28 protein-coding genes and 1 pseudogene are annotated in these 26,358 nt (G+C 70.7%); 8 read left to right on the top strand and 21 right to left on the bottom strand.

Annotation, left to right across the window (positions count from 1 at the left end):
- On the top strand, nucleotides 1-660 hold a 660-nt coding region (locus EAO72_RS42775), incomplete at its 5' end, for a TerD family protein (protein ID WP_261991319.1).
- A 117-nt stretch (nucleotides 661-777) separates the two neighbouring features.
- Here EAO72_RS42775 and EAO72_RS04635 read toward each other — a convergent pair.
- From EAO72_RS04635 to EAO72_RS04620, 4 genes are all read right to left on the bottom strand, one after another.
- Entirely contained in the window at nucleotides 778-1,008 is a 231-nt protein-coding gene (locus EAO72_RS04635) for a hypothetical protein (protein ID WP_037711258.1), read from the bottom strand.
- 145 nt (nucleotides 1,009-1,153) lie between these two features.
- Nucleotides 1,154-2,623: an alkaline phosphatase PhoX gene (locus tag EAO72_RS04630; protein ID WP_148016417.1), complete on the bottom strand. Its 1,470-nt coding sequence runs from the start codon at nucleotides 2,621-2,623 to the stop codon at nucleotides 1,154-1,156.
- 166 nt (nucleotides 2,624-2,789) lie between these two features.
- A complete protein-coding gene (locus tag EAO72_RS04625) occupies nucleotides 2,790-4,268 on the bottom strand; it encodes a hypothetical protein (RefSeq protein WP_148015912.1) in 1,479 nt (492 codons plus the stop codon).
- A 203-nt stretch (nucleotides 4,269-4,471) separates the two neighbouring features.
- Nucleotides 4,472-5,176, bottom strand: a complete 705-nt coding sequence (locus tag EAO72_RS04620) for an antibiotic biosynthesis monooxygenase (protein WP_148015911.1) — start codon at nucleotides 5,174-5,176, stop codon at nucleotides 4,472-4,474.
- Between the two features lie 135 nt (nucleotides 5,177-5,311).
- On the opposite strand from EAO72_RS04620, the pseudogene EAO72_RS04615 reads away from it, so the two are divergent.
- Nucleotides 5,312-6,455 (top strand): annotated as a pseudogene (locus tag EAO72_RS04615) (lipid II:glycine glycyltransferase FemX).
- 12 nt (nucleotides 6,456-6,467) lie between these two features.
- Here the strand turns inward: EAO72_RS04615 and EAO72_RS04610 are convergent.
- Nucleotides 6,468-7,118 carry a DUF4232 domain-containing protein gene (locus EAO72_RS04610; protein ID WP_148015910.1) on the bottom strand — a complete coding sequence of 217 codons (651 nt, stop codon included), beginning with the start codon at nucleotides 7,116-7,118 and terminating at the stop codon, nucleotides 6,468-6,470.
- A gap of 136 nt (nucleotides 7,119-7,254) precedes the next feature.
- Between EAO72_RS04610 and EAO72_RS04605 the strand changes: the two genes are divergently transcribed.
- Nucleotides 7,255-8,151 (top strand): 4-hydroxy-tetrahydrodipicolinate synthase family protein, encoded by an 897-nt coding sequence (locus EAO72_RS04605; RefSeq protein WP_148015909.1) that lies wholly within the window; start codon nucleotides 7,255-7,257, stop codon nucleotides 8,149-8,151.
- Here the strand turns inward: EAO72_RS04605 and dapD are convergent.
- From dapD to EAO72_RS04580, 5 genes are all read right to left on the bottom strand, one after another.
- A complete protein-coding gene (gene dapD, locus EAO72_RS04600) occupies nucleotides 8,148-9,137 on the bottom strand; it encodes a 2,3,4,5-tetrahydropyridine-2,6-dicarboxylate N-succinyltransferase (RefSeq protein WP_148015908.1) in 990 nt (329 codons plus the stop codon). The two genes, EAO72_RS04605 and dapD, sit on opposite strands and share 4 nt — an antisense overlap.
- A gap of 170 nt (nucleotides 9,138-9,307) precedes the next feature.
- Entirely contained in the window at nucleotides 9,308-10,255 is a 948-nt protein-coding gene (locus EAO72_RS04595; RefSeq protein ID WP_148015907.1) for a CU044_5270 family protein, read from the bottom strand.
- Nucleotides 10,242-10,841 carry an RNA polymerase sigma factor gene (locus EAO72_RS04590; protein ID WP_148015906.1) on the bottom strand — a complete coding sequence of 200 codons (600 nt, stop codon included), beginning with the start codon at nucleotides 10,839-10,841 and terminating at the stop codon, nucleotides 10,242-10,244. Before EAO72_RS04590 ends, EAO72_RS04595 begins: the two co-directional genes overlap by 14 nt.
- 98 nt (nucleotides 10,842-10,939) lie before the next feature.
- Nucleotides 10,940-11,476, bottom strand: a complete 537-nt coding sequence (locus EAO72_RS04585; RefSeq protein ID WP_148015905.1) for a TetR/AcrR family transcriptional regulator — start codon at nucleotides 11,474-11,476, stop codon at nucleotides 10,940-10,942.
- On the bottom strand, nucleotides 11,476-11,796 hold the full coding sequence (locus tag EAO72_RS04580; RefSeq protein ID WP_148015904.1) for a DMT family transporter: 321 nt from the start codon (nucleotides 11,794-11,796) through the stop codon (nucleotides 11,476-11,478). Before EAO72_RS04580 ends, EAO72_RS04585 begins: the two co-directional genes overlap by 1 nt.
- Nucleotides 11,797-12,034: 238 nt before the next feature.
- Between EAO72_RS04580 and EAO72_RS04575 the strand changes: the two genes are divergently transcribed.
- Nucleotides 12,035-13,054 carry a hypothetical protein gene (locus EAO72_RS04575; protein WP_261991318.1) on the top strand — a complete coding sequence of 340 codons (1,020 nt, stop codon included), beginning with the start codon at nucleotides 12,035-12,037 and terminating at the stop codon, nucleotides 13,052-13,054.
- Nucleotides 13,055-13,089: 35 nt separating this feature from the next.
- On the opposite strand, the gene EAO72_RS04570 is transcribed toward EAO72_RS04575, so the two are convergent.
- From EAO72_RS04570 to EAO72_RS04530, 9 genes are all read right to left on the bottom strand, one after another.
- Nucleotides 13,090-13,455 carry a VOC family protein gene (locus EAO72_RS04570; protein WP_148015903.1) on the bottom strand — a complete coding sequence of 122 codons (366 nt, stop codon included), beginning with the start codon at nucleotides 13,453-13,455 and terminating at the stop codon, nucleotides 13,090-13,092.
- Between the two features lie 88 nt (nucleotides 13,456-13,543).
- Nucleotides 13,544-13,882, bottom strand: a complete 339-nt coding sequence (locus EAO72_RS04565) for a metal-sulfur cluster assembly factor (protein WP_093539690.1) — start codon at nucleotides 13,880-13,882, stop codon at nucleotides 13,544-13,546.
- Complete coding sequence (gene sufU, locus EAO72_RS04560; RefSeq protein WP_073968341.1) at nucleotides 13,879-14,334, bottom strand: Fe-S cluster assembly sulfur transfer protein SufU; 456 nt, start codon at nucleotides 14,332-14,334, stop codon at nucleotides 13,879-13,881. The genes EAO72_RS04565 and sufU overlap by 4 nt, the downstream gene beginning before the upstream one ends.
- Before the next feature lie 21 nt (nucleotides 14,335-14,355).
- On the bottom strand, nucleotides 14,356-15,612 hold the full coding sequence (locus EAO72_RS04555) for a cysteine desulfurase (protein WP_148015902.1): 1,257 nt from the start codon (nucleotides 15,610-15,612) through the stop codon (nucleotides 14,356-14,358).
- Nucleotides 15,609-16,373: a Fe-S cluster assembly ATPase SufC gene (gene sufC / locus EAO72_RS04550; RefSeq protein ID WP_148015901.1), complete on the bottom strand. Its 765-nt coding sequence runs from the start codon at nucleotides 16,371-16,373 to the stop codon at nucleotides 15,609-15,611. Before sufC ends, EAO72_RS04555 begins: the two co-directional genes overlap by 4 nt.
- Nucleotides 16,374-16,380: 7 nt before the next feature.
- Nucleotides 16,381-16,698: a bifunctional 3-phenylpropionate/cinnamic acid dioxygenase ferredoxin subunit gene (locus tag EAO72_RS04545; protein WP_148015900.1), complete on the bottom strand. Its 318-nt coding sequence runs from the start codon at nucleotides 16,696-16,698 to the stop codon at nucleotides 16,381-16,383.
- Nucleotides 16,698-17,879 (bottom strand): Fe-S cluster assembly protein SufD, encoded by a 1,182-nt coding sequence (gene sufD, locus EAO72_RS04540; protein WP_148015899.1) that lies wholly within the window; start codon nucleotides 17,877-17,879, stop codon nucleotides 16,698-16,700. The genes EAO72_RS04545 and sufD overlap by 1 nt, the downstream gene beginning before the upstream one ends.
- Nucleotides 17,880-18,137: 258 nt before the next feature.
- Nucleotides 18,138-19,559, bottom strand: a complete 1,422-nt coding sequence (gene sufB / locus EAO72_RS04535; protein ID WP_031094525.1) for a Fe-S cluster assembly protein SufB — start codon at nucleotides 19,557-19,559, stop codon at nucleotides 18,138-18,140.
- The gene (locus EAO72_RS04530) at nucleotides 19,556-20,296 is read right to left on the bottom strand and encodes a helix-turn-helix transcriptional regulator (protein ID WP_148015898.1); all 741 of its coding nucleotides are present in this window, start codon (nucleotides 20,294-20,296) and stop codon (nucleotides 19,556-19,558) included. The genes sufB and EAO72_RS04530 overlap by 4 nt, the downstream gene beginning before the upstream one ends.
- 136 nt (nucleotides 20,297-20,432) lie before the next feature.
- Between EAO72_RS04530 and EAO72_RS04525 the strand changes: the two genes are divergently transcribed.
- The 3 genes from EAO72_RS04525 (at nucleotide 20,433) to EAO72_RS04515 (ending at nucleotide 23,233) form a co-directional block, all read left to right on the top strand.
- Nucleotides 20,433-21,380, top strand: coding sequence for an ABC transporter ATP-binding protein (locus EAO72_RS04525; protein ID WP_148015897.1), 948 nt, complete (start codon nucleotides 20,433-20,435; stop codon nucleotides 21,378-21,380).
- Entirely contained in the window at nucleotides 21,377-22,144 is a 768-nt protein-coding gene (locus EAO72_RS04520; protein WP_148015896.1) for an ABC transporter permease, read from the top strand. Before EAO72_RS04525 ends, EAO72_RS04520 begins: the two co-directional genes overlap by 4 nt.
- A gap of 75 nt (nucleotides 22,145-22,219) precedes the next feature.
- A complete protein-coding gene (locus EAO72_RS04515; protein ID WP_148015895.1) occupies nucleotides 22,220-23,233 on the top strand; it encodes a COX15/CtaA family protein in 1,014 nt (337 codons plus the stop codon).
- A 102-nt stretch (nucleotides 23,234-23,335) separates the two neighbouring features.
- On the opposite strand, the gene EAO72_RS04510 is transcribed toward EAO72_RS04515, so the two are convergent.
- Nucleotides 23,336-23,692, bottom strand: coding sequence for a hypothetical protein (locus EAO72_RS04510; protein WP_148015894.1), 357 nt, complete (start codon nucleotides 23,690-23,692; stop codon nucleotides 23,336-23,338).
- A 98-nt stretch (nucleotides 23,693-23,790) separates the two neighbouring features.
- On the bottom strand, nucleotides 23,791-24,738 hold the full coding sequence (locus EAO72_RS04505; protein WP_187284930.1) for a heme o synthase: 948 nt from the start codon (nucleotides 24,736-24,738) through the stop codon (nucleotides 23,791-23,793).
- A 475-nt stretch (nucleotides 24,739-25,213) separates the two neighbouring features.
- Here EAO72_RS04505 and EAO72_RS04500 point away from each other — a divergent pair.
- Nucleotides 25,214-26,358: transketolase family protein (locus EAO72_RS04500; protein ID WP_261991317.1), on the top strand; the 1,145-nt coding region annotated here is incomplete at its 3' end.

The following is a 26,358-nucleotide window of genomic DNA, read 5'->3' as shown; positions in this document are numbered from 1 at the left end:
CCCCCGGCCCCCGTCGCCGCACAGCCGGTCCCGCCCGTCGCACCCCCGGCGCCTCCGGCGCCCTCCGCGCCGCCCGCCTCCGGAAAGATCAACCTCGACAAGGGCCGGGTCAGCCTGCAGAAGAACCAGACGGTGTCGCTGGTCAAGGGCGGCCGCCCGCTGCTCTCCCAGGTCAAGATGGGTCTCGGCTGGGAGCCGGCGTTCCGGGGCAAGGACATCGACCTCGACGCCTCGGTGATCGCCTACGGCCCCAACCGGAATCATCTGGAGAGCTGCTACTTCGGCAAGCTCTCCATCCTGAACGGCGCCATCAAGCACTCGGGCGACAACCTCACCGGTGAAGGCCCCGGCGACGACGAGGTGATCGTCGTCGACCTGGGCCGGATCCCCCCGGAGGCGACCGGTCTGGTGTTCACGGTCAACTCGTTCACCGGCCAGAAGTTCACCGAGGTGGCCAAGGCCTACTGCCGGCTGATCGACGGCGCCACCGGCGAGGAGCTGGTCCGCTTCGACCTGACCGGCGCCGAGCCGCAGACCGGCGTGATGATGGCGAAGCTGATCAGGCAGTTCTCAGGGGAGTGGGAGATGACCGCGATGGGCGACTTCGTGAAGTCGCGCACCGTCCGCGGCATGGTCAAGCCCGCCGCCCAGTCCCTCTAGGCCCTGGCGACCGGCCGACGCCACAACGTCTTCAGGGGCACCCGGCTGGCTGCGGGTGCCCCTGAAGACGGTCGGCGAGAGAGGTACGGCGTACGCGGCGCGTGCTCGTCGCTTCTCTCAGAGCTTGGTCAGCTTGGAGTACGGGCTCAGGATCCTCCCCTGTCGCCCCGAGAAGTCGATGAGCACTGCGTCGTTGTCGCCCTCGACAGCAAGGACTCGCCCGAGTCCGAACTGGTCATGCGACACCCTGTCGCCCACATCGAACAATTCGACCGGTGGGGCCGCCTGGGCCGGGCGGTTGAAGGGACTGGAAGGCAGGTGACGCCGGGATCCGGCTGACTGTTTCATTACCTTGAGTATGCGCCCTGGAAACGCCCGACGCCATGCCCGACCGCTCCTGGGGACCCACTGATGCCGGATTCGTAATCAGCGGTTCCGGTGCCGGCCGGTGCCCGGACCCGCTGCGGGCCGGGCACCGGCTGACCGAAAGGCCTTACTTGTCCCGTCGCGGCTGACGCTTCCACGGGCCGGTGATCGCCAGCATGATGCCGGGTGTCTGGATGTTGGCGAAGAGCGTCTTGCCGTCGGGCGAGAACGTCACACCGGTGAACTCGCTGTACTCCGGGTCGGCCTCCGTGCCGGCGTTCAGCTCGTTGCGCGCGATGGGATAGGTGCGGCCGCTCTCGGTCGCCCCGAAGAGGTGCTGGACGCCCTCGCCGTCCTCGGCGATGACCAGGCCTCCGTAGGGCGAGACGGTGATGTTGTCCGGACCGTCGAAGGCACCGTCCTTGGAGGGGTCGGCGTTGACGCCGAGGAGCACCTTCAGGGTCAGCGTGCGGCGCTTCGGGTCATAGAACCAGACCTGGCCGTCGTGCGGGACGGGGCTCTCCGCGCGGGCGAACGAGGAGACGATGTAGGCGCCGCCGTCGCCCCACCACATGCCTTCGAGCTTGCGGGCGCGGGTGACGGCCTGCTCGCCGAACTGCTTGCGCACCGAGACGCTCTTGGCGTCGCGGTCGGGCACGTCGACCCAGTCCACGCCGTACACGGTGCCGATCTTCGTGGCCCGGGAGAGGTCGTCGACGAACGTTCCGCTCTTGTCGAAGCACTTGGTGGCCTGCAGCACACCGGCGTCGTCGGCGAGCGTGCGGAGCTTGCCGCGGCCGTGCTTGAAGCCGTGCGGCGGCACCCAGCGGTAGAGCAGTCCGTTCGGGCCGGACGCGTCCTCGGTGAGGTAGGCGTGACCACGCTTGGGGTCGATGACGACGGCCTCGTGGGCGTAACGGCCGAACGCCTTGATGGGACGCGGGTCGCGGTTGGCCCGCTTGTCGTACGGGTCGACCTCGAAGACGTACCCGTGGTCCTTGAGCAGGCCGTTCTTCCCGGCCTTGTCCTCGGTCTCCTCGCAGGTCAGCCAGGTGCCCCACGGGGTGGAGCCGCCGGCACAGTTGGTGGAGGTGCCGGCGATGCCGACCCATTCGGCGGTGCGGCCGTCGCGGCGGGTCTCCACCACGGTGCAGCCGCCGGCCGCGACCGGGTCGTAGACGAGGCCGTCGGTGAGCGGAACCGGGTGCTCCCAGCCCGCCCGGGTACCGCTCAGCTCGTGGTTGTTCACCAGCAGGGTCACGCCGCGCGCGCCTTCGAAGGCGGCGGTGCCGTCGTGGTTGGAGGGGGTGGACTCGCCGGTCTCCAGCTTGGTGACGCCACTGTGCGTGATGACCTTGTACGAGAAGCCGGCGGGCAGCGCGAGTATGCCCTTCGGGTCGGGCAGCAGCGGCCCGTAGCCGGGCTCGTGGCTGTGCCCGTGTCCGTCGTGGTCGCCGTGGTCGTCGTGGCCGTGCTTCGAGTCCCCGGCGGCGAGGGCGCCGGGTGCGGTGGCCAGCGCGGCGACGGATCCGGTGAGGGCGATGCCGGCACCGGTGAGGGCGGACTGTCTGGTGAATTCCCTGCGCGTGAAGGCCATCACGTACTCCTGGTGCAGCTGGGGCGGGTTGTTGGTGCGCTCACCGTCCCGCCCCTGCGCCAACATCAGTTGAACTGAGGACGACTTCGAGGGAATCCCTTCCGTGAACATCCTCGGCGGCGGGCGGCCGAACGCACCGGTCCGGCCACCCGCGCCGCCAGGTTCCTCAGCTGCCCGAGCCGGCCCGGGAGCGGGCCTTGAACGCGGCCTTGCGGGCGTCCTTCGCCTGCTTCTTGTCGCTGTGCAGCCGTCCCATCGCCTCCAGCACGTCCCCCGTCGCCGGGTGGTCCACCCGCCACGCCTCGTCGAAGAAGCCGCTGTGCTGGCCGGACAGCCCCTCGACCAGTTCCTGGAGCTCGTCCAGATCGCCGTCCGCCTCCAACTGCGCCGCGATCGTGTCGATGGCGAGCCAGAAGATCATCGCCTCCGAGGGAGGCGGGACGTCGGCGGCGCCCCGCTCGGCGAGCCAGACCCGGGCGAGTCCGCCGAGCTCCGGGTCGCCGAGCACCGCGCGCACCGCGGGTTCGGCGTCCGCGCCGACCAGCGCGAGCGCCTGCTGGCAGTGCAGCCGGCGCAGGGGTGCCCGCGGGTCCTCGCCCCGTGCGGCGTCCAGGAGTTCACCGGCGGCCCCGTCGGCGCCGTGGCGCGCGAGCCACAGCTCGATCTCGCCGCGGGCCGCCGCCTCGGGGTAGTACGCGATGCCGCCGAGCAGGACGTCGGCGCCCTTGTCGGCCAGGTCGCCGATGGCCGGGGCGTCCACACCGGCGTCCAGCATCCGGGCCCGGATGCCGTAGACACCGAGCGGGGTCAGCTTCACCATCCCGTACCGGGTGACATCGTCGTCGTCGGCGGGCGGCACGGACTCCTCGCCCTCCTCGGCCAGCAACGTCTCGTCCACCGGCCGGTACTCGACGATGCCGATGGGTTCGAGCACCCGGAACTGGTCGTCCAGGCGCATCATCGCGTCCGACACCTGTTCCAGGACGTCGTCGGTGGGCTCGCCCATGTCATCGGGGACGATCATCGAGGCGGCCAGCGCGGGCAGCGGCACGGCCTCGCCCCCGGCGCCCTCGCCGACCGTGAGCAGATAGAGGTTGCCGAGCACCCCGTCGAGGAACTCCGCCTCGGTCTCCGGGTCCCAGTCCAGTGCGTCGAAGTCGATCGACCCGTCCTCGCCGACGAGGTCGGCGAAGTCGTCGAAGACCGGGGCGGTGGCGTCGGCGTGGGCGGCCTCCAGGCCGTCGAGCCAGATCGACAGCACGTCCTGCGGCGAACCGCCGGTCAGCAGTGCCAGGTTCTCCCCGGCGGTGACGGTTCCCTCCGCGTCGTCCGCGAAGCCCTCCTCGTCCGCACCCGGCTCCGTCGCCGGGTCCTCGACCTCGACCAGGCCGGTGTCCACCGCGAGCCGCCAGGCCTCGCTGGCCTCCGCCGCACCGTCCTCGTCCGCGGCGAGGCCCAGGTGCGCGGCCGCGGCGGGCAGCTGGGCGTCGACGAGTTCGCCGCCGGCGCCGACTCTCGTGTCGGGGCCGGCCCAGCGGGCGAGCCGGACGGCGCGGGCGAGCAGCGGTGCCGCGAGCGCGTCCCGTGCCAGCTCCGCCTCGGTGTGCAGCCGTACCGGCGGCAGGATGGGGCGCTCTGCGGACATCAGGGGGTCTCCTCGAAAACGTGCGGGCGTACACGTCGCCGGGGCCACGGCTCCGGTCGCGTACGGGGTCAGGCGGCCCAAGCCTAGACGCATCGCACCCCCTGCCGCCCGGTGCACAGGACAGAAGGAGACCGGCTGCCCGCGGCACCCGGGCAACTGATCTCCGCACCCGGGGGATTGCCGCGCCCCGAAGGCGTTGAACCCTAACCGTCCTCCCCCGGACGCAGGCTGAGCGCCGGGGTGTAGCGGCGCACACGACCGCCGGTGACCCCGGGGTAGGTCTGCACCCGTTCCCACTGCGGCGTCCGCGAGCCGAAGCCGTCGCCGGGCGCGGCCAGTGCGTCGACGTGGGCCTGCGCGCTCTCCCACTCCGCGTAGTTGAGCACCCGGGTCCCGTCGGTGCTGACGTGGAAGTGGCCGGCGAGTCCGCCGGGCGCCGGGGCCGGATCCGTACCCAGCGCTTCGAACACACTGTCCACCCAGTCGCGTTGGCGGGCCTTGTCGGCCCCGTCGAACTCCACGTCGACGACCACCACGCAGCCGGGCTCCCGGCCGCCGGGCGAGGAGGAGCGGTAGAGCTCGTAGGTGTGCAGTCCGAGCCGTTCGATGTCCGGCACGGCCGCGTCGATCTCGGCGTTGCGCACGTCCCGGCCGTCCCGGACGAAGTCCCGGTAGCTCTCCTCGCCGGTCCACTGCGAGTAGTGGAAGAGCGTTCCGCCGTCCTCCCCCGCGTACACGCTGTACGAGAGCAGGCCCGGATGCGGCCATCGCCTGGTCCCCCACGCGGCACGGATGGCCTCGACGGTCTGCCGCAGGCGCTCCGGTGTGCCGACGTCCCAGGTACTGGCCTTCACCAGTCCCGCATCCGCACGGGTGACATCGGGCCGGGACACGAACTCCACTGTCATGACTGCTCCCCTCACCGGCGCACCCTTGCGGTGCGCCCGTGACAGCCACCCTGATACGTCAAGCGCGCTTGAGGTCAACCGCGGCTCGCGTACCTCTCCTGACGCTGACGCATCGGACAACGAACGGAGTACCGCATGACGCTGCGGGTCGAGGAGATCACGCGCGAGCAGCACCTGGCGTTCGTCGCCGGCCGGGGTTCGGCCAGTCATATGCAGGTCCCTTCGTGGGGTGAGGTGAAGCCCGACTGGCGCGCGGAGAGCATCGGCTGGCTGGACGGGGGGCTCTGGCATGATCGGCCGCTCAGGCGGGCGGGGCGACGCGGGGCTGGTGCTGTACCGCCCGGTCCCCAGGCTGAAGCGGTATCTGGCCTATCTGCCGGAGGGGCCGGTCATCCCGTGGCACGAGGGCGAGCTGCGCCCCTGGCTGGATCCGCTGGTGGCCCACGCCAGGGCCCGGGGCGCGTTCACGGTACGGATGGGCCCGCCGGTGGTCGCCCGCCGCTGGGAGGCTCCGACGGTCAAGGACGCCATCGCCGACCCGGCCGCGGGCCGGCTGCGCGACGTCGGGGCGGACGGGACCGAGCCCCGGGCCGCCGAGGTCGTGGAGCAGCTGCGCCGGCTGGGCTGGCAGCAGGGGGCGGACGGGGACACGGACGGCTTCAGCGCCGGGCAGCCCCGGTACGTGTTCCAGGTGCCGTTCGCCGGACGGTCGCTGGAGGAGATCCGGGACGGTCTGAACCAGCAGTGGCGGCGCAACATCAAGAAGGCGGAGAAGGCGGGTGTGAAGGTCGTGGAGGGCGGCCTCGACGACCTTCCTGTCTTCTACGAGCTGTACCGGGAGACCGCCGAGCGGGACCGCTTCATCCCCCGGCCGCTCGGCTACTTCCAGCGCATGTGGACCGCGCTGCGGGCCGAGGACCCGGACCGGATGCGGCTCTATCTGGCCCACCACGACGGGGAGGTGCTCTCCGCGGCGACGATGCTGACCGTGGGGACCCACGTCTGGTACTCGTACGGTGCCTCGACGAGCCGTCGCCGCGAGGTGCAGCCCAACAACGCGATCCAGTGGCGGATGATGAGCGACGCGCACGAGCGGGGCGCCGCCGTGTACGACCTGCGGGGCATCACCGACACCCTCGACGAGAGCAGCCATCTGCTGGGGCTGCTGCGGTTCAAGGCAGGTACCGGAGGGCATGCCGCCGAGTACGTCGGCGAGTGGGACTACCCGGTCAGCAAACTGCTGCACAAGGCGTTCGGCCTGTACATGGCCCGGCGCTGAACGGCGCGGATCTCACCCGGGCGTGACGGCCCGCCAGCCCGTCATGGTGAACTCGTCGAGCAGCCGTACGTCGCTGCCCTCCAGCGGGAAGGTGCGGGGCTCCAGGCCGGGGGCCGGGGCGATCTCCAGGGCGTCGCCCTCGATCAGGTCACCGCCGGTGGGGGTGGAGACCCAGACCAGGAGCGAGCGCATGGTCTTCCCGGGTGCCAGCATGACCTCTTCGGGCCCTTTGTCGTTCCCGAAGTACGACGAGCCCGGGTTCACCTCGACCGGGAGCGCGTCGCCGTTCTCGTCGAGGGCCCGGACCGAGGGATAGCCGTTGACGCGGTGGGGCCCGGCGCCGCAGTTGGTCAGCGTCAGCCCGACGGCCCGGTGCCCCAGCGCGGCCTCCACGGGTCCCATGTCGACCACGAGGCCCGAGGCCGGGCAGCCTCCGGTGGCGGTGGGTGCGGGGGCCTGCCGGGTGACGGGCGCGGACGCGAGGGCCGGCGCCGACGGCGTTGTCGCGCGCGCTCCCCCGGCGGCGGTCCGTGAGGGGCTCGGCCCCGGCTCGCCCTCACCGGCCGGCACGAGGAATCCGGAGCATCCCGACAGGGCGAGCGTCCCCGCGAGCACGAGGGCCGCTGTCGCAGGACCCGTGGTCGCCGTCTTCCGCATCTTCATGTGCCCCGCCCCGCGTCGCCCCGCCCGCCTGAGCGGCCGATCATGCCAGAGCAAGACCATAGTTGAGTGTTGCTTCACCTTCACCCGGAGAAGAACTAAGTAGACCTTCACGGTCCGGGCGGTCGACACTGCGGACATGACGCCGCCCGCATCCTCACGTCCCCGCCCCTTCGGCCGCACCCTCTGCGCCATGATCACGCCGTTCACCCCGGCCGGCGCCCTCGATCCGGACGCCGCGGCCGCACACGCCGTGACGCTGGTCGCCGGAGGCTGCGACGGTCTGGTGCTCAGCGGCACCACCGGCGAGTCCCCGACCACCTCGGACGCCGAGAAGGCAGCCCTGGTGCGGGCCGTGCGGGAGGCGGTGGGCCCGGACGTGTCACTGGTCGCGGGCGTCGGGACGGCCGACACCCGGCACACCGTGGAACTGGGCAGACAGGCGGCGGAGGCGGGCGCCGACGGGCTGCTGGTCGTCACCCCGTACTACAGCCGCCCTCCCCAGGCCGCCGTCGAGGCGCACTTCCTGCGGGTCGCCGAGTCGACCGGGCTCCCGCTGATGCTGTACGACATCCCCGGCCGCACCGGGACCCGCATCGAGCCGGCGACGATGCTCCGGCTGGCGGAGCACCCGCGCGTCGTGGCGGTGAAGGACTGTTCGTACGACCTGCTGGGGGCGACGAAGGTGATCGCCGCCACCGCGCTGGCGTACTACTCGGGCTGCGAGGAGCTGAATCTGCCGCTGTACGCGGTGGGCGGCTCCGGATACGTCAGCACGGTGGCCAACGCGGCGCCGCGTCCGCTGCGTGCCGTGCTCGACGCGTTCGACGCCGGGGACACGGCCGGGGCGGCCAGGCTGAACGGTCTCCTGGCCCCGCTCACGGAACTGATGATGGCGTCCGGGCTGCCGGGCACGGTGACGGCGAAGGCCCTGCTGGACGCGGGCCCGGTCCGTGAACCGCTGCAGCCCGCCGGGCGCGAGGCGGCCGACGGGCTGCGCAGGGCGTACGAGGAACTCCTCGCCGCTGCCGCTTAGTCGTTGCTGTGCAGGACGTCGTTGAGGCCGCCCCAGACCGCGTTGTTCGGGCGGGCCTCGACGGTGCCGGTCACCGAGTTGCGGCGGAAGAGGATGTTCGAGGCGCCGGAGAGCTCGCGCGCCTTGACGACCTGACCGTCCGGCAGGGTGACGCGGGTGCCGGCGGTGACGTACAGCCCGGCCTCCACGACGCACTCGTCGCCGAGTGCGATCCCGACACCGGCCTCCGCGCCCACCAGGCAGCGCTCGCCGATCACGATGCGCTCCTTGCCGCCGCCGGAGAGCGTGCCCATGGTGGAGGCGCCGCCCCCGATGTCGGAGCCGTCCCCGACGACGACACCGGCCGAGATACGGCCCTCGACCATGGAGGTGCCGAGGGTGCCGGCGTTGAAGTTGACGAAGCCCTCGTGCATGACGGTGGTGCCGGCGGCGAGGTGCGCGCCGAGCCGCACCCGGTCGGCGTCGGCGATGCGGACGCCCTTCGGCGCGACGTAGTCCGTCATGCGCGGGAACTTGTCGACGGAGGTGACCTGGAGGTGCAGGCCCTCGGCGCGGGCGTTCAGCCGCACCTTCTCCACGTCGTCCACCGCGACCGGGCCCAGCGAGGTCCAGGCCACGTTGGTGAGGAGGCCGAACAGGCCGTCCAGGTTCTGCCCGTGCGGCTGGACGAGGCGGTGCGAGAGCAGGTGCAGGCGCAGGTACGCGTCGTGCGCGTCGAGCGGCTTGTCGTCGAGCGAGGCGATGACCGTGCGGACGGCGACGACCTCGACCCCGCGGCGGGCGTCCACGCCGATGGCCTTGGCGGCGCCCTCACCGAGCAGGTTGACCGCGCGGTCGGGGGTGAGCCGCTCGGTTCCGGCCGGTCCGGGCTCGGCGGTGAGCTCGGGAGCGGGGAACCAGGTGTCGAGAACGGAACCGTCGCCGGCGATGGTGGCGAGGCCGGCGGCGACGGCGCCGGTGGAACGGGGAGAAGTCGTGTCGGTCATGCCCCGAACCTAACCGGCCGGGGGCGGCCCGGGCCAACCGGTCTCAGCGTCCGGGCGTCGCGGACACCGCGCCGAGGCGCCCGGCTCCGCCCTCCGCCCGGCGGCCCGCGGGCCGGCGTACGGGAACCACCCCCGTGGACTCCCCTACGACGGCCGGCACAGGCCCCGTGTCAGGAACGCCGCCCCTTCGCGTCGACCACGGCGGCCTTCACCCGGGCGGTCACGAGGAAGCCGGACGGCGCGTCCAGATCGCCCCCTCCCGCGTACAGCGAGGTCTCCGCGTCCAGGAGCAACAGGTCGCGCTCGCCCGGCAGATGGATACCGATGACCGGCCGGTTCAGCACGTCCTGGGTCTGGACGGCCTGGATCCCGGGGATGGTGGCCATCGCCCGGTAGACCGAGGCGAGGCCCTCCGGGTCGGCGGGGTAGGACATCGCCAGGACGGAGAGCGCCCGGAAGTCGTGCTCGGCGACGGTCTCGTCCTCGCCCGGGTAGAAGGCGCGGGCCCGCTTCCTCACCTCGGCCGGGTCGGACGGCAGGTCCGCCAGGAAGTCGAACCGCTCACGGGGCGAGTGGTCGTCGCCCGACCTCCCGTTCTCGAAGGCCGGGTCCGCGTAGCGGTACCAGTGCTCGATCACCCGGAGGCCGCCGGCCTTCTCCCCCGATCCGCCCTCGCGGGCCAGGGCCATGAGGTCGCGTTGCACGTCCTCGGTGTAGGCCTGCCCGGTCCTGCCCGGGCGCGGGGCGTCGTCCGCGTCCGCCACCAGCACCTTGGTGTAGACCCACTGCCCCGCCCGCGGCGCCGGCACCGGATCGTCCGCGACCTCACCGGCCGCGTCCCTGAGCACCTGTACGGCGCTGACCGGTTCGGACACGACGACGGGGGACGCACCCTGTGAAGCGCCCCGGTCGCCGCCGAGGACCTGGGTGCTGATGACGGCCCCCATGACGACCGCCGCCGCGGTCGCCACCGCGGCGAACCGCCAGTCGGCGCGCAGCCGGCGGCGGCGTCCCGCGGCCTCCGTCAGCCGCTGCCGGCCCCCGGCCAGGGCCGTCCGGTCCGGTGCCGGCGCTTCGGCACGCAGTTCCCGCAGCAGCGACATCTCATCCGTGCCCATGGGCCACCTCCAGGCCTTCGGTAACGACTGTGGGATCTGTGCCGAGGGTCTGGCGGACCTTGCGGCGAGCCCGGTTGAGCCGGGAGCGGACCGTACCGACGGGCACGGAGAGCGCGTCGGCCACCTCCTGGTAGCTGAGGTCGGCCCAGGCGATCAGCAGGAGTACGTGGCGGTCGCCGGCGGACAGCGAGGCCAGGGCGCCCGCGAGCAGGCTGTGGGCCGCCTGGGCGCTGACCCGGTGGTCGGCGCGTTCGGTCCAGGACTCGGCCACCGGGTCGGTTCCGGTGCGGGCCAGCGCGCGCAGCGCCCTGACCTCGGTGCGGCGGTGCTTGCCGATGAGGTTGGCCGCGATGCCGTACAGCCAGGGCCGTGCGCTGTCCCGGCCGGTGTCGAAACGGGCGCGGGAGCGGAAGGCGACGAGGAAGGTGTCGGCGGTGATGTCGTCGGCCGCCCCTTCGCCGAGGCGGCGGGCGGCGTAGCGGTGGATATCGGCGGCGTACCGGTCGTAGAGCAGCGCGAAGGTCTCGGGCCGCTCCAGCGACTGGCTGACCACGGCCGCGTCGTCGTCTCTCGGTGGTCCGGTCACGGTGTCTCCGTCTTCTTCAGCAGTTCCGCACGAGGCGTGTCGTCTGCTGTTGCCCGCAGCGGCCTTCCGGGTTCACGGGCCCGGTCGCGGGGACGGGTTCATCCGCAGATCCGGCCCAGCATCTCCTTCGCGTACGCCTCGTCATAGTCCCCGCCGGTGAGGAGTACCTGAAGACAGATCCCGTCCATCAGGGCGATCAGCGCCCGTGCCGTGGCCGGGCCGGTGCACGGTGCCAGGAGCGCGGCCGTGTCGTCGGCCCACTCCGCGGCGACGGGACGCAGCGCGGGCCGGCGCAGGGCGGCGAGGTAGAGCTCGTACTCCAGCTCGGCCGCGCCGCGTCCGGCGCCGAAGAACTCCCCGAGCAGCCGGGCGAGTTCGCCGGCGAGGTCGGCGGCCGGATCGGCGAGCGCGGGGCACTGCCGCATGAGCGCGGCGAAGTTCTCGTTCGTGCGGCGCAGGGCGGCGATCAGCAGTTCGTCCAGCGAGGCGAAGTGGTACGTCGTCGAGCCGAGCGGCACATCGGCCTCGGCGGCCACGGAGCGGTGGCTGAGCCCGGCGATGCCCTTGGCGCCGACCACCCGGATCGCCGCGTCGATGATCCGCTCGCGCCGCTCGGGGTCGTACCTGCGGGCCATCAGTGCGCGCCGCCCAGGTTGAGGACCACCACACCGGCGATGACCAGGGCGATGCCCGCCGCCTTGACCGGGCTGCCGGACTCCCCCATGAACAGCATGCCGATGACGGCGACGGCGGCCGTTCCGATGCCGGCCCAGATCGCGTAGGCCGTACCCATCGACATCGTCTTGAGTGTCTGGGCGAGCAGTGAGAAGGCCAGCAGGTATCCGACGACGGTGATCAGAGAGGGCCACAGCCGGGTGAATCCCTCGCTGTACTTCATGGCGGTCGTCCCCGCCACCTCTGCCGCTATGGCCGCGGCCAGCAGTCCATATCCCATGTGTACGAGTGTACGCATGATGTGTACGGGTGTACGCAAGGAATGCCGAGGGAGGCTCTGGGCCGAACGGGTGACGGGGGCGCTACCGTGGTCCGTCCAGTACATGCCAGACCATGATCGACGGACCGACGGAGCAGCAGTGGCGCAGGACGCAGGGTGGGGTGGCGGTGCGTACGGGGGTGCGCCGTACGGGGGGCCTCCGGTGCCGCCGGGGTGGGGCGGATGGGGCGGTGGCTGGGTGCCTCCGAAGCCCGGGGTGGTCCCCCTGGGCCCGATGCGGCTCGGGGACGTCATGGGCGGCGCGTTCGCCACCGCCGGCCGCTACGGCAAGCAGTTGCTCGGCGTCGGTGCCGCCGCGTACGGCGGGGCGCTGGCCGTGGTCCTGACCGCCGCSGCGATCGCGTACTCGGCGGTCGCGGACCATCTCGACCGGATCCTGGCGCTCGGCGCCGACGAGGACCCGCGCACCGAGGACTGGGTGCCGCTGGTCGTCGCCTTCGGCACGGTCGCACTGGTGGGCCTGATCGCCGCGGCGGTCTCCACGGCCCTGATGTACACGGCGGTGCCCGCGGTCCTCCAGGAGGCGGTCCTGGGCCGCCCGACCACGTTCTCCGCCGTCTGGCGGCGGGCCTGGAGCCGGCTGCCCGCCGTCATCGGGACGGTCCTGCTGACCTGGCTGATCGTGCTGGTCCCGGTCCTGCTCGCCTGGGCCGGATTCGTCGCCATCCTGATCGCCACGCTGAGCACGGGCAGCGGCGGCTGGCAGATCGCCGTGACGGTGATCGGCGTCCTGGGCGCGCTCGCGACGGCCCCGCTGGCGACCTGGCTCTGGGTGAAGTACAGCCTGGCCCCCTCCGTCGTCGTCTTCGAGAACCAGGGCCCGATCGGAGCGATGCGCCGCTCGTCCGTGCTGGTGCGCGGGGACTGGTGGCGGATCTTCGGGATCACGCTGCTGGCCGGCGCCGTCGCCGGGTTCGCCGGCTATCTGATCCAGATCCCGTTCTCGATGCTCGGCATGTTCTCCGGCATGCTCGGCACGGTGAACCTGGGCGACGACCCGAATCCGGCGGCGGTCATCGTCGCCGTCGGCGGCTATGTGCTGTCGATCCTGATCGGCCAGCTGGTCTCGCAGCTGGTCGTGGCCACCTTCCCGCCGCTGGTGACCGGACTGCTGTACGTCGACCGCCGGATCCGCACCGAGGACCTCGGCCCCGTACTCGCCGAGGCCGCCGCGATGCCGCCCCAGTACACGGAGTAGGGGCCCCGGAGGCAGGTCGCTCGCCGGCGGGAGACTCAGTCGATGAGCGAGATCTTCGGGGACAGCACACAGAACTCGTTGCCCTCGGGGTCCTCCAGCACCACCCAGGTCGCGCCGGCCGCCTGCCCGACGTCGGTGCGCCGGGCGCCGAGCGCGATGACGCGTTCGACCTCGGCGTCCTGGTCGTCGGGGGCCAGGTCGATGTGCAGCCGGTTCTTGGTCTCCTTCGCCTCGGGCACGGGGACGAAGGTGATACCCGGCAGCGCGTCCTTGTCCGCGCCGATGACGATCTCGTCGTCCGCCTCGAAGAGCACCTCCCAGTCGAGCACCTCGCACCAGAAGCGGGCGAGCGAAGGAAGGTCACGGGTGTCGACGACGATGCTGTAAAAGGAAACGGCCATGCCCGCCAGTCTGCCTGGCGGACATGGCCGTCCGGGTACGAAACGGCGGGATGGACCCGGAAGGCCCAGCCGGTCGCGTACGAAGTGCTCAGACGTTGAAGCCCAGCGCGCGCAGCTGCTCGCGGCCGTCGTCCGTGATCTTGTCCGGGCCCCACGGCGGCATCCAGACCCAGTTGATCCGGAGCTCGTTGACGATGCCGTCGGTGGCGGACTTCGCCTGGTCCTCGATGACATCGGTCAGCGGACAGGCCGCGGACGTCAGGGTCATGTCGAGCGTCGCGATGTTGGCGTCGTCGATGTGGATGCCGTAGATCAGGCCCAGGTTGACGACGTCGATGCCCAGCTCGGGGTCGACGACGTCGTACAGCGCCTCGCGGACCTCCTCCTCGGAGGCCGGCTTGGTGGTGAGAGTCTCGTTGTCGCTCATGCGGTCTTCCCTTCGGACAGCGCTTGCGCCGTCGCGTCCTTCCACGCCATCCAGCTCAGCAGCGCGCACTTGACCCGGGCCGGGTACTTGGAGACACCGGCGAACGCGACCGCGTCCTCCAGCACCTCCTCCATCGCGTCGTCCGGCTCCAGCTGTCCCTTGGACTGCATCAGCTCCAGGAACGCGGCCTGGATCTTCTGGGCCTCGCCCAGTTCCTTGCCGACCAGCAGCTCGTTCAGCACGGAGGCGCTGGCCTGGCTGATGGAGCAGCCCTGGCCCTCGTAACTCACATCGGCGATCGTCTCGCCGTCGTACCGCACCCGCAATGTGATCTCATCACCGCACGTCGGATTGACGTGATGCACCTCGGCGTCGCCGTCCCGCAGGCCACGCCCGTGGGGGTGCTTGTAGTGGTCCAGGATCACTTCCTGGTACATGGAATCAAGCTTCACCAGTCAACCCTCAGCCGCTGTCTAACCGAAAAAGTTCCGGACGTGGTTCAGACCGTCCACCAGGGCGTCGACCTCGGCGGGCGTGGAGTACAGATAGAACGACGCTCGCGTCGTCGCAGGAATTCCGTACCGCAGGCAGACCGGCCGTGCGCAGTGGTGTCCGACCCGGACCGCGATGCCCTCCTCGTCGAGCACCTGGCCCACGTCGTGCGGGTGGATGTCGCCGAGCGTGAAGGAGATCGTGGCGCCGCGGTCCTCCGCGGTGGCCGGACCGATGATCCTGAGGTCCGGGACCTCCAGCAGACGCTTCACCGCGTACGCGGTGATGGCCTGCTCATGGCGGTGGATGTTCTCCATGCCGATCGCCGAGAGGTAGTCCACGGCCGCACCGAGGCCGACGGCCTGGGCGATCGGGGGCGTACCGGCCTCGAACTTGTGCGGCGCGGGAGCGTACGTCGACGAGTGCATCGACACGGTCTCGATCATCTCGCCGCCGCCGAGGAACGGCGGCAGGTCCTCCAGGAGTTCCTGCCGTCCCCAGAGCACGCCGATGCCGGTCGGGCCGACCATCTTGTGACCGGTGAAGGCCACGAAGTCGGCCTGGAGCGCCTGCACGTCGAGCACCATGTGCGGGGCGGCCTGCGAGGCGTCGATGCAGACCAGCGCACCGACTTCCTGGGCGCGCCGGACGATCTGCTCGACCGGGTTGATCGTGCCCATGATGTTCGAGACCAGCGTGAAGGAGACGATCTTCGTCTTCTCGGTGATGATCTCGTTGATGTTGGACAGGTCCAGCCGGCCGTCGTCCGTGATGCCGAACCACTTCAGCTTCGCGCCGGTGCGCTGCGAGAGCAGCTGCCACGGCACGATGTTGGAGTGGTGCTCCATCTCCGTGGTGACGATCTCGGTCTCGTGGTCGACCCGGTAGGGCTCGTCGGCCCAGCCGAGCATGTTGGCCACGAGGTTGAGCGACTCCGAGGCGTTCTTGGTGAAGATCACCTCGTTGCGGCTGGGCGCGTTGATGAACGCGGCGACCTTGTCACGGGCGCCCTCGTACAGCGCCGTGGCCTCCTCCGCGATCGTGTATACGCCGCGGTGCACATTGGCGTTGTGCCGCTCGTAGTACTCGTTGAGGGCGTCGAGAACCTGGCGCGGCTTCTGCGAGGTCGCGGCGCTGTCCAGATAAACGATCTTCTTCCCGTCGTGGACCGTGCGATCCAGCAGGGGGAAGTCCTTGCGGATCGCCTCGGTGTCGAGGAGGCCCGGCAGCTGTGTCACGCGGAAGCGCCACCCTTCACATATGCCTCGTAGCCCTCGTTCTCCAGCTTGTCGGCGAGCTCGGCGCCGCCGGACTCGGCGATGCGGCCGTTGGCGAACACGTGCACGAAGTCGGGCTTGATGTACCGGAGGATCCGGGTGTAGTGCGTGATCAGCAGGGTGCCGACCTCGCCGGTCTCCCGGACCCGGTTGACTCCCTCGGAGACGACGCGCAGGGCGTCGACGTCCAGGCCGGAGTCGGTCTCGTCGAGGATCGCGATCTTCGGCTTGAGGAGCTCCAGCTGAAGGATCTCGTGGCGCTTCTTCTCACCGCCGGAGAAGCCCTCGTTGACGTTGCGCTCGGCGAAGGACGGGTCCATCTGGAGGCCGGCCATCGTCTCCTTGACCTCCTTCACCCAGGTACGCAGCTTGGGCGCCTCGCCGCGGACGGCGGTGGCGGAGGTGCGCAGGAAGTTGGAGACCGAGACACCGGGGATCTCGACCGGGTACTGCATGGCGAGGAACAGGCCGGCGCGGGCGCGCTCGTCGACGGTCATGTCCAGGACGTTCTCGCCGTCCAGGGTCACCGTGCCGCTGGTGATCGTGTACTTGGGGTGACCCGCGAGCGAGTACGCGAGGGTGGACTTGCCGGACCCGTTGGGGCCCATGATGGCGTGGGTCTCGCCCTGCTTCACGGTCAGGTCGACGCCCTTGAGGATCTCCTTCGTGGCGTTGTCGGCCTCGACGGTGACGTGCAGGTCGCGGATTTCAAGCGTTGCCATGGGTGACTCAGGACTCCTGGGTGACGGAGACGAGCACATCGTCCCCTTGGATCTTGACGGGGTATACGGGGACGGGGCGCGTCGCGGGAAGGCCGGACGGCTTGCCGGTGCGGAGGTCGAAGCTCGATCCGTGCAGCCAGCACTCGATCATGCAGTCCTCGACCTCGCCCTCGGACAGCGACACGTTCGCGTGCGAGCAGATGTCGTTGATCGCGAACACCTCGCCCTCGGTACGGACGACGGACACCGGCGTGCCGGCGAGTTCCACCCTCTTCGGGGTGTCGTCCTCCAGCTCGCTCAGCGCGCACGCCTTGACGAAGGTCATCAGACCGACGCCTTCAGCTCGGTCTCGATCTTGTCGAGGAGGCGGGCTTCGACGTCCGGCAGACCGATCTGCTGGACCAGCTCGGCGAAGAAGCCGCGCACGACGAGGCGGCGGGCCTCCTCGGCCGGGATGCCGCGGGACTGGAGGTAGAACAGCTGCTCGTCGTCGAAACGGCCGGTCGCGGAGGCGTGACCGGCGCCGACGATCTCGCCGGTCTCGATCTCCAGGTTCGGCACCGAGTCGACCCGCGCACCGTCCGTGAGGACCAGGTTGCGGTTCATCTCGTAGGTGTCGGTGCCCTCGGCCGCGGCCTGGATGAGGACGTCGCCGATCCATACGGCGTGGGCACCGTCGCCCTGCAGCGCGCCCTTGTAGGCCACGTTGGACTTGCAGTGCGGGGTGTTGTGGTCGACGAGGAGGCGGTGCTCCTGGTGCTGGCCCTTGTCGGTGAAGTACAGACCGAAGAGCTCGGCCTCACCGCCGGGGCCCGCGTACGCGATCCGCGGGTGGAGCCGGACCAGGTCGCCGCCGAAGGTGACGACGATGGACTTGAACGAGGCGTCACGGCCGACCAGCGCGTTGTGCTGGCCGACGTGGACGGCCCGCTCGTCCCAGTCCTGGACGGAGACGACGGTCAGCTTCGCACCATCGCCAAGCACATAGTCGACGTTGGCGGCGAGCACCGCGTCACCCGTGTGGTCGATGACGACGACGGCCTCGGCGAAGGCTCCCAGCTCGATGACCTGGTGCCCGTAGGCCACACCGCCCTCGCCGTGCACGGCGATCCGGATCGGCTCGGTGAGCACGGCTTCCTTGCCGACGGTGACGACGGAGGCCTGCTCGAAGGACGAGTACGCCTGCGCGGCGACCCGGTCCACCGGCGTACCGGCCTTGCCGAGGCGTGCGTCGTCGCGGCCGACGGTCTCGACCGTGACGCCCTCGGGCGCCTCGATCGCGACCTTCACGCCGCTGCCGGTGGCGACGGCCGTGCCGTCGTGCAGCCCGCGCAGCCGCTCCAGCGGCGTGAACCGCCACTCCTCCTCGCGGCCGTGCGGGACCGGGAAGTCCGCGACGTCGAAGGACGGGGGCGCGCTCATGCGCGTGGCGACGGTCGACTCGGCGGCCACCGCGATGGACCCGGCGGTCGTGGAGCCCGCAGGGATGTTCTGAGCCTCAGCCATGGCTGTCGTGGTGCTCTCTTTCTCAGTCGGACAGATATCAGGGGGATCCGGGCGATCGGCGTGCTGCCGTGACCGGCGTTGTCCGCCCCGTACGGAGCGTCGTCCGGTACGTCCGGTCGCAGGGCGGCCGAAAGTCCTTGGAGGCGGCGCCTCCCCTGCCCTTCGGGCCGGGGAGGGCGGAGCTGCCAGGGCTTCGGGCCGGCGCGGCGAGCGCGCGTGCCGGGCGGCGCGACGGGGCAGAGCCTGCCGGAAGTGGCACTAGCCGACCGAACCCTCCATCTGCAGCTCGATCAGCCGGTTGAGTTCGAGGGCGTACTCCATCGGGAGCTCCTTCGCGATCGGCTCGACGAAGCCGCGCACGATCATCGCCATCGCCTCGAACTCGGTCATGCCGCGGCTCATCAGGTAGAAGAGCTGGTCCTCGGAGACCTTGGAGACGGTCGCCTCGTGACCCATCGACACGTCGTCCTCGCGGACGTCGACGTACGGGTAGGTGTCGGAGCGCGAGATGGTGTCGACCAGCAGCGCGTCGCACAGCACGTTGGACTTCGCGCCGGGCGCGCCCTCGCCGATCTCGATCAGACCGCGGTAGGAGGTACGGCCGCCGCCTCGTGCCACCGACTTGGAGACGATGTTGGACGAGGTGTTCGGAGCCATGTGGACCATCTTGGCGCCGGCGTCCTGGTGCTGGCCCTCGCCCGCGAAGGCGATGGACAGCGTCTCGCCCTTGGCGTGCTCGCCCATGAGGTAGACGGCCGGGTACTTCATGGTGACCTTGGAGCCGATGTTGCCGTCGACCCACTCCATCGTCGCGCCCTCGTAGGCCACGGCGCGCTTGGTCACCAGGTTGTAGACGTTGTTCGACCAGTTCTGGATCGTCGTGTAGCGGCAGCGGCCGCCCTTCTTCACGATGATCTCGACGACCGCGGAGTGCAGCGAGTCCGAGGAGTAGATCGGCGCGGTGCAGCCCTCGACGTAGTGGACGTAGGCGTCCTCGTCGACGATGATCAGCGTCCGCTCGAACTGGCCCATGTTCTCCGTGTTGATACGGAAGTAGGCCTGGAGCGGGATCTCCACGTGCACGCCCTTCGGCACGTAGATGAACGAGCCACCGGACCACACGGCCGAGTTCAGCGAGGCGAACTTGTTGTCACCGACGGGGATGACGGTGCCGAAGTACTCCTTGAAGAGCTCCGGGTGCTCCTTCAGCGCGGTGTCGGTGTCCATGAAGATGACACCCTGCGCCTCCAGCTCCTCGTTGATCTGGTGGTAGACGACCTCGGACTCGTACTGCGCGGCGACACCGGCGACGAGGCGCTGCTTCTCCGCCTCCGGGATACCGAGCTTGTCGTACGTGTTCTTGATGTCCTCGGGCAGGTCCTCCCAGGACTCCGCCTGCTTCTCCGTGGAGCGCACGAAGTACTTGATGTTGTCGAAGTCGATGCCCGACAGGTCCGAGCCCCAGTTCGGCATGGGCTTCTTGCCGAAGAGCTTGAGGCCCTTGAGCCGCAGCTTCAGCATCCACTCCGGCTCGTTCTTCTTCTCCGAGATGTCGCGGACGACGGCCTCGGAGAGGCCGCGCTTGGCCGCCGCGCCTGCCGCGTCGGAGTCGGCCCAGCCGAATTCGTACGTGCCCAGGCCATCGAGCTCAGGGTGGGCAGTCTCCGTAGGGAGCGTCATGCGGGGTTCCTCCCGGCCGTTCTTGCAGATGCTGAATCAGTGGTCTGTGGGGTGGGGTGGCCGCTGCGCGGAATGTACGTCGTGCACACCCCGTCGCCGTGGGCGATGGTGGCCAGACGCTGCACATGGGTCCCCAGGAGGCTGGAGAAGAACTCCGTCTCCGCCTCGCACAGCTGCGGGTACTGCTCGGCGACATGTGCGACCGGGCAGTGGTGCTGACACAGCTGCTCACCCTGCTGCGGGCCCGGCGCGCTGCGCGCCGTAGCAGCGTACCCGTCGGCGGACAAGGCCTTGGCCAGCGCCTCCGTACGGGCTTCCGGCTCCGCGGCCTCGACGGCCGCGCGGTAGGCGGCCGACTGGCCGGCGATCCTCGCCCGGGCGAAAACCATGACCGCTTCGTCGCCCGAGGTCTCGGCGATCCAGTGCAGGGCGTCCGCGGCGAGCTTGTCGTACGACTGGTCGAAGGCGTCCCGGCCGCAGTCGGTCAGGGCGAACACCTTGGCCGGACGGCCCCGGGTCCGCGCCCCGTAGACCCGCTGTTCGCGGGCCTCCACGACATCGTCGGCGACGAGGGCGTCGAGGTGGCGGCGGACCGCCGCCTGGGTGAGCCCCAGCCGCTTCGCCAGGTCGGCGACGGTGGACGGGCCGTGGTCCAGGATGGAGCGCGCGACCCGGTTGCGCGTCGAGCGCTCACCGGTCGCGAGTTCCTCCTGCGGAGCCTCGCCCATGTATTTCACAACGCCATTGTTGCGTAATTCATCCGGCCCTGACAACCACGGTCCGGAACGATCACGGGTGGAATCCATCACTTAGGGTTACCTAATCAAGCCCCCGGACCGGGGACTCACGGGCGGCTGCCTAGACTTACCGCCCATGAAGAGCGAGCCCGCCCCACCCCCCTCCGGCCCGGTCGTCCAGGTCCGCGGCCTGGTCAAGCGGTACGGCAGCAAAGCCGCGGTGGACGGCCTCGACCTGGACGTCCGGGCCGGTGCGGTCACCGCGGTCCTCGGCCCCAACGGCGCGGGCAAGACCACCACGATCGAGACCTGTGAGGGATACCGCCGTCCGGATGGCGGGACGGTCCGGGTCCTCGGCCTCGACCCGGTCACCGACGCGGCGCGTCTTCGCCCCCGCATCGGCGTGATGCTCCAGTCCGGCGGCGTCTACTCCGGCGCCCGCGCCGACGAGATGCTCCGCCACATGGCGAAACTGCACGCCCACCCCCTGGACGTGGACGCCCTCATCGAGCGTCTGGGCCTGGGCGGCTGCGGCCGCACCACCTACCGCCGGCTCTCCGGCGGCCAGCAGCAGCGGCTCGCCCTGGCGATGGCTGTCGTCGGCCGCCCGGAGCTGGTGTTCCTGGACGAGCCGACCGCCGGCCTCGACCCGCAGGCCCGCCGCTCCACCTGGGACCTCGTGCGCGAGCTCCGCGCCGACGGGGTCTCCGTCGTCCTGACCACCCACTTCATGGACGAGGCCGAGGAACTCGCCGACGACGTCGCCATCATCGACGCCGGCCGGCTCCTCACCCAGGGCAGCCCCGAGGCCCTGTGCCGCGGCGGCGCCGAGAACACCCTGCGCTTCACCGGCCGCCCCGGCCTCGACCTCGGCTCCCTGCTGAAGGCCCTGCCCGACGGCACCGAGGCCGCCGAGCTCGCCGGCGGCGCGTACCGCATCACCGGCGACGTCGACCCGCAGCTGCTGGCGACCGTCACCTCCTGGTGCGCGCAGCACGGCGTGATGCCCCAGGGCATCTCCGTGGAGCGCCACACCCTGGAGGACGTCTTCCTCGAACTGACCGGCAAGGAGCTGCGCGCATGAGCGCCGGTACGTACGCCCCCCGGCCGGGCGCGGCCCCGCTGGGCCGCATGATCGCCGCGCAGACCGCGCTGGAGACCCGGATGCTGCTGCGCAACGGCGAGCAGCTGCTGCTGACGGTGATCATCCCGACGCTGCTGCTCGTGCTGTTCAGCGCGGTCGACATCGTGGACACGGGCTCGGGCGAGTCGGTCGACTTCCTGACGCCCGGCATCCTCGCCCTCGCCGTGATGTCCACGGCCTTCACCGGCCAGGCCATCGCCACCGGCTTCGAGCGGCGCTACGGCGTGCTCAAGCGGCTCGCCGCCTCGCCGCTGCCCCGGTGGGCGCTGATGACCGCCAAGACGCTCGCGGTCCTGGTCACCGAGGTGCTCCAGGTCGTGCTGCTGACGGTGATCGCCTTCGCGCTGGGCTGGTCACCGCACGGCAACCCGTTCGCCGTGCTGCTGCTCCTGGTGCTCGGCACCGCCGCGTTCTCCGGGCTGGGCCTGCTGATGGCCGGGACGCTGAAGGCGGAGGCCACGCTGGCTGCGGCCAACCTGGTCTTCCTGCTGCTGCTGGTCGGCGGCGGGGTCATCGTGCCGCTGGACAAGTTCCCGGACGCGGTGCAGTCGGTGCTGGGCCTCCTGCCCATCGCGGCCCTCTCGGACGGTCTGCGGGACGTGCTGCAGCACGGCGCCGCGATGCCGTGGGGCGACCTGGCGATCCTGGCGGTGTGGACGGTGCTGGGGCTGGGCGCGGCGGCGCGGTTCTTCCGCTGGGAGTGAACCCGCGAACGCGTTCCGTAGACGGTTCGGGGTAATCGTCCCCCTCGTGAAAGCTTGCACAAGCGGCCCCCTACGATGGTGCGCGTGCCCAAGCTGACCCGAGCCGAAGTCGCTCAAGCCGTGCGGAACCCGCTCCTCTACATCGCCGAGCGCTGGACGCCGTCCCCCCGGACCGTCCGCCGTGCGGCGATGTCGGCGGTCGTCATGGCCGTCGCCATCGTCGTCACCGGCGGTGCCGTGCGGCTGACCGGTTCCGGTCTCGGCTGCCCGACCTGGCCCAAGTGCACCGACGACAGCCTGACGGCGACCAGCGCGATGGGCTTCCACGGTGCCATCGAGTTCGGCAACCGGATGCTCACGTACGTCCTGTGCGCGGCGGTCGGGTGGGCGATCATCGCCGCCCGGTCCGCCAAGCCGTGGCGCCGCAGCCTCACCCGGCTCGGCTGGGCGCAGTTCTGGGTGGTCATGGGCAACGCCGTGCTCGGCGGCATCGTGGTGCTCGTCGGCCTCAACCCGTACACCGTCGCGGCGCACTTCCTGCTCTCCACCGCACTGCTCACGATCGCCCTGGTGACCTGGCAGCGGGTCGGGGAGGGTGACAAGGCGCCGCGTCCGCTGGTGGGCAAGGCCGTCGCACAGCTCACCTGGCTGCTGGCGGTCGCCGCCGGGCTGCTGATCGCCGTCGGCACGGTGGTCACGGGGGCCGGGCGGCACGCCGGTGACTCCAGCGACGTCCACCGCATCCCGATCGACTGGAAGATGATCGCGCAGCTCCACGCCGACCTGGCGTGGGTCGTGGTGGCACTGACGGTCGCGCTCTGGTTCGTCCTGAAGGCCGTCGACGCCCCCATCGGCCCGCTGCACCGCACCCGGGAGCTGTTCGTGATCCTGATGGCGCAGGGGCTGGTGGGGTACGTGCAGTACTTCAACGACACCCCCGAGATCCTGGTCGGGGCGCACATGTTCGGCTCGTGTCTGGTCTGGATCGGCGTGGTCCGCGTCGTGCTGTCGCTGCGCGAACGGCCGGTGGCCGTGGCCCCGGTGCCCGGCCCGTCGGCCGAGCGGCCGGAGCCGGCGACGGCGGGCTGAGGCCCCGCCCGCACCGCTCAGCACACACGTCAGGGGCTCCCTCACGGGACGGCTTGTACGCCGTTCTGCGAGGGAGCCCCTGTTCGCGTCGTGTGTGGCCCCTCAGGCCCTGTTCGCCGGGCCGCCGATCTGGATGCCGGCCATCCGGGTCCACTCGTACGGGCCCGTGTGGACCTTCGCGGCGAACTCGCCGTCGAAGGACTCGTGCATCGTGATCCCGGACTTCTGCGCGGCGCTCTCGGCGACCGCGTACGAGGGGGCGACGAGGTCGCCCCAGCCGCCGTCCTCACCGACGAGGACGATGCGGGTGCCCATCTGTCCGATGTAGGCGAGCTGCCCCTCGGCACCGCCGTGCGCCTTCGCGAACGCACCGATCTGCTTGGCCAGCCTGGCCGCCCTGCGCTCCGCGCGCGCCGCCTGCTTGCTGTCCACCTGCTGGGTCTCAGCCGTCTCTGCCATGGACAAGATGCTACCGATGGGTAGATCAACGTGCGACGGGCGGGGAGCGTGGCCTGTGCCACGCGCCCCGCCCGTCGGCAGGTCGTACGGAGGAGGTGCTACCGCAGGAAGGGGTCCACCGCCACGGCGACGAACAGCAGGGACACATAGGTGATCGACCAGTGGAACAGCCGCATCTCCTTGAGCTTCCCGCCGGTCACACCGGACTTGGCCCGGTTCAGCAGGGCGTGCGCCTCCCAGAGCCAGAAGCCGCCCGTCAGCACCGCCACCGCCGTGTAGAACCAGCCGGTGTAGCCCAGCGGGGTCAGCAGCAGCGAAACCGCCACCATCACCCAGCTGTAGAGGACGATCTGGCGGGCCACCACCCGATTGGAGGCGATGACCGGCAGCATGGGAACGCCGACCCGCGCGTAGTCGTCCTTCACCTTCATGGACAGCGGCCAGTAGTGCGGCGGCGTCCAGAAGAAGATGACGGCGAAGAGGATCACCGCGGCCCAGGACATCGAGTTCGTCACGGCGGACCAGCCGATGAGGACCGGCATGCAGCCCGCGATGCCGCCCCAGACGATGTTCTGCGAGGTACGGCGCTTCAGGATCATCGTGTACACGACGACGTAGAAGAGCAGGGCGCCGAGCGACAGCGCCGCCGACAGCCAGTTCACCAGCAGCCCGAACCAGACCGTCGAGATCACCGCGAGGGCGATACCGAAGGCCAGGCACTCGCGCGGGCTCACCATTCCGGTGACCAGCGGGCGCTGCGACGTACGGTCCATCAACGCGTCGATGTCGCGGTCGATGTACATGTTCAGTGCATTGGCACCGCCGGCGGACAGGTATCCGCCGACCGTGGTCGTGAGTACGAGCCACAGGTCGGGTACACCCTGAGCGGCCAGGAACATCACCGGAACAGTGGTGATCAGCAACAGCTCGATGATCCGAGGCTTGGTCAGCGCCACGAATGCCTTGACACGGGCCCCGAACGGGCGATGGCCCCCCGGGCTCGGAGTCAAGGCGACCCCTGCGGGTCGGGACTCGACGGCCGTCACGCACACCCCTGACAGAGAAATCCCAGCAAGCTCCGGGCGTGAAGGCCCGGTAAAGACTTGCGCGAACCAGACCACTGTAGACGTTGGGGACAGGCCGCCCTTCGCGGGGGTGGGGTCGTGTTGATGTGGCGCGGGGCGTTGCCGCGGCACAGGTGCGAACGCCCGCACGGGCCGACGCGGACCGCGGGGCCGCACGGGTCCGCGCACGCTCGTACAGATGTGCTCCGGGCCACTCGTCGAGAGGGGTCTCAGCAGTGGCTGCGGGCGCTCATCGGAGGCCTCAGGAGTGAGCCCTCACGCTCATCGGAGAGGGCCCATCGGTGAGGCTCCGCGCTCATACGGGAGGCGGATTCGGCGGGCCGCCCGCACCCTGGAAGGAGCCGGAAATCGCGGGTCCTGACGGGGGTAGGCTCGGCAATGCCCGGTGCGGTCACAGTCACCGGTTTACGACAGTGGAGAGGAGCCCTGACTCAGGGTGAGCACCAAGCCGACCACCACAGACCTCCAGTGGACCGAATTGGACCAGCGGGCCGTGGACACCGTCCGCGTCCTCGCCGCGGACGCCGTACAGAAGGTCGGAAACGGCCACCCGGGTACGGCCATGAGCCTGGCTCCCGCCGCGTACACCATTTTCCAGAAGGTGATGCGGCACGACCCCGCCGACGCGGAGTGGACCGGCCGCGACCGGTTCGTGCTCTCGGCGGGCCACACCAGCCTGACCCTCTACATCCAGCTCTACCTGGCCGGGTACGGCCTGGAGCTCGATGACCTGAAGGCCTTCCGTACCTGGGGCTCGAAGACGCCGGGTCACCCGGAGTACGGCCACACCACGGGCGTGGAGACCACGACCGGCCCGCTGGGCCAGGGCGTCGCCAACGCCGTGGGCATGGCCATGGCCGCCCGCTACGAGCGCGGCCTGTTCGACCCGGAGGCGGCCCCCGGCACCTCCCCCTTCGACCACATGGTGTGGGCCATCGCCGGTGACGGCTGCCTCCAGGAGGGCATCTCCGCGGAGGCGTCCTCGCTGGCCGGGCACCAGAAGCTGGGCAACCTGGTCCTGCTGTGGGACGACAACCACATCTCCATCGAGGGCGACACGGAGACCGCGGTCTCCGAGGACACCCTGAAGCGCTACGAGGCGTACGGCTGGCACGTGCAGCGCGTCGACCAGCTGCCCAGCGGGGACCTGGACCCGGCGGGTCTGTACAAGGCACTGCTGGCCGCCAAGGCCGAGACCGCGCGCCCGTCGTTCATCGCGGCCCGCTCGATCATCGCCTGGCCCGCCCCGAGCGCCCAGAACACCGAGGCCTCGCACGGCTCCGCGCTCGGCGACGACGAGGTCGCCGCGACCAAGCGGGTGCTGGGCTTCGACCCGGAGAAGACCTTCGAGGTCGCCGACGAGGTCATCGCGCACACCCGTGAGGCGCTGGACCGCGGCCGCGAGGCCAAGGCCGAGTGGGAGAAGACGTTCGCCGCGTGGCGCACCGCCAACCCGGAGCGCGCCGCCGAGTTCGACCGGATCTCCGCGGGCGAGCTGCCCGAGGGCTGGGAGGACAAGCTCCCCGTCTTCGAGCCCGGCAAGGGTGTCGCCACCCGCGCCGCCTCCGGCAAGGTGCTCCA

It is taken from the genome of Streptomyces sp. OR43 (assembly GCF_008042275.1).
GTDB lineage: Bacteria > Actinomycetota > Actinomycetes > Streptomycetales > Streptomycetaceae > Streptomyces.
The sequence above is the reverse complement of the archived record's forward strand: the minus strand, read 5'-3'. Positions and strand labels throughout refer to the sequence as shown.

Bases quoted from the DNA above. Each gene is read 5' to 3' on its own strand.
- EAO72_RS04605 (WP_148015909.1), top strand. From the start codon at position 7,255: ATGACGCCGCCCGCATCCTCACGTCCCCGCCCCTTCGGCCGCACCCTC.
- EAO72_RS04565 (WP_093539690.1), bottom strand. From the start codon at position 13,882: ATGAGCGACAACGAGACTCTCACCACCAAGCCGGCCTCCGAGGAGGAG.
- EAO72_RS04510 (WP_148015894.1), bottom strand. From the start codon at position 23,692: ATGGCAGAGACGGCTGAGACCCAGCAGGTGGACAGCAAGCAGGCGGCG.
- EAO72_RS04635 (WP_037711258.1), bottom strand. From the start codon at position 1,008: ATGAAACAGTCAGCCGGATCCCGGCGTCACCTGCCTTCCAGTCCCTTC.
- EAO72_RS04570 (WP_148015903.1), bottom strand. From the start codon at position 13,455: ATGGCCGTTTCCTTTTACAGCATCGTCGTCGACACCCGTGACCTTCCT.
- sufD (WP_148015899.1), bottom strand. From the start codon at position 17,879: ATGGCTGAGGCTCAGAACATCCCTGCGGGCTCCACGACCGCCGGGTCC.
- EAO72_RS04625 (WP_148015912.1), bottom strand. From the start codon at position 4,268: ATGTCCGCAGAGCGCCCCATCCTGCCGCCGGTACGGCTGCACACCGAG.
- EAO72_RS04585 (WP_148015905.1), bottom strand. From the start codon at position 11,476: ATGGCCCGCAGGTACGACCCCGAGCGGCGCGAGCGGATCATCGACGCG.
- EAO72_RS04620 (WP_148015911.1), bottom strand. From the start codon at position 5,176: ATGACAGTGGAGTTCGTGTCCCGGCCCGATGTCACCCGTGCGGATGCG.
- EAO72_RS04630 (WP_148016417.1), bottom strand. From the start codon at position 2,623: ATGGCCTTCACGCGCAGGGAATTCACCAGACAGTCCGCCCTCACCGGT.
- EAO72_RS04520 (WP_148015896.1), top strand. From the start codon at position 21,377: ATGAGCGCCGGTACGTACGCCCCCCGGCCGGGCGCGGCCCCGCTGGGC.
- EAO72_RS04545 (WP_148015900.1), bottom strand. From the start codon at position 16,698: ATGACCTTCGTCAAGGCGTGCGCGCTGAGCGAGCTGGAGGACGACACC.
- EAO72_RS04515 (WP_148015895.1), top strand. From the start codon at position 22,220: ATGGTGCGCGTGCCCAAGCTGACCCGAGCCGAAGTCGCTCAAGCCGTG.
- EAO72_RS04525 (WP_148015897.1), top strand. From the start codon at position 20,433: ATGAAGAGCGAGCCCGCCCCACCCCCCTCCGGCCCGGTCGTCCAGGTC.
- dapD (WP_148015908.1), bottom strand. From the start codon at position 9,137: ATGACCGACACGACTTCTCCCCGTTCCACCGGCGCCGTCGCCGCCGGC.
- sufC (WP_148015901.1), bottom strand. From the start codon at position 16,373: ATGGCAACGCTTGAAATCCGCGACCTGCACGTCACCGTCGAGGCCGAC.
- sufB (WP_031094525.1), bottom strand. From the start codon at position 19,559: ATGACGCTCCCTACGGAGACTGCCCACCCTGAGCTCGATGGCCTGGGC.
- EAO72_RS04610 (WP_148015910.1), bottom strand. From the start codon at position 7,118: ATGAAGATGCGGAAGACGGCGACCACGGGTCCTGCGACAGCGGCCCTC.
- EAO72_RS04595 (WP_148015907.1), bottom strand. From the start codon at position 10,255: ATGGGCACGGATGAGATGTCGCTGCTGCGGGAACTGCGTGCCGAAGCG.
- EAO72_RS04580 (WP_148015904.1), bottom strand. From the start codon at position 11,796: ATGGGATATGGACTGCTGGCCGCGGCCATAGCGGCAGAGGTGGCGGGG.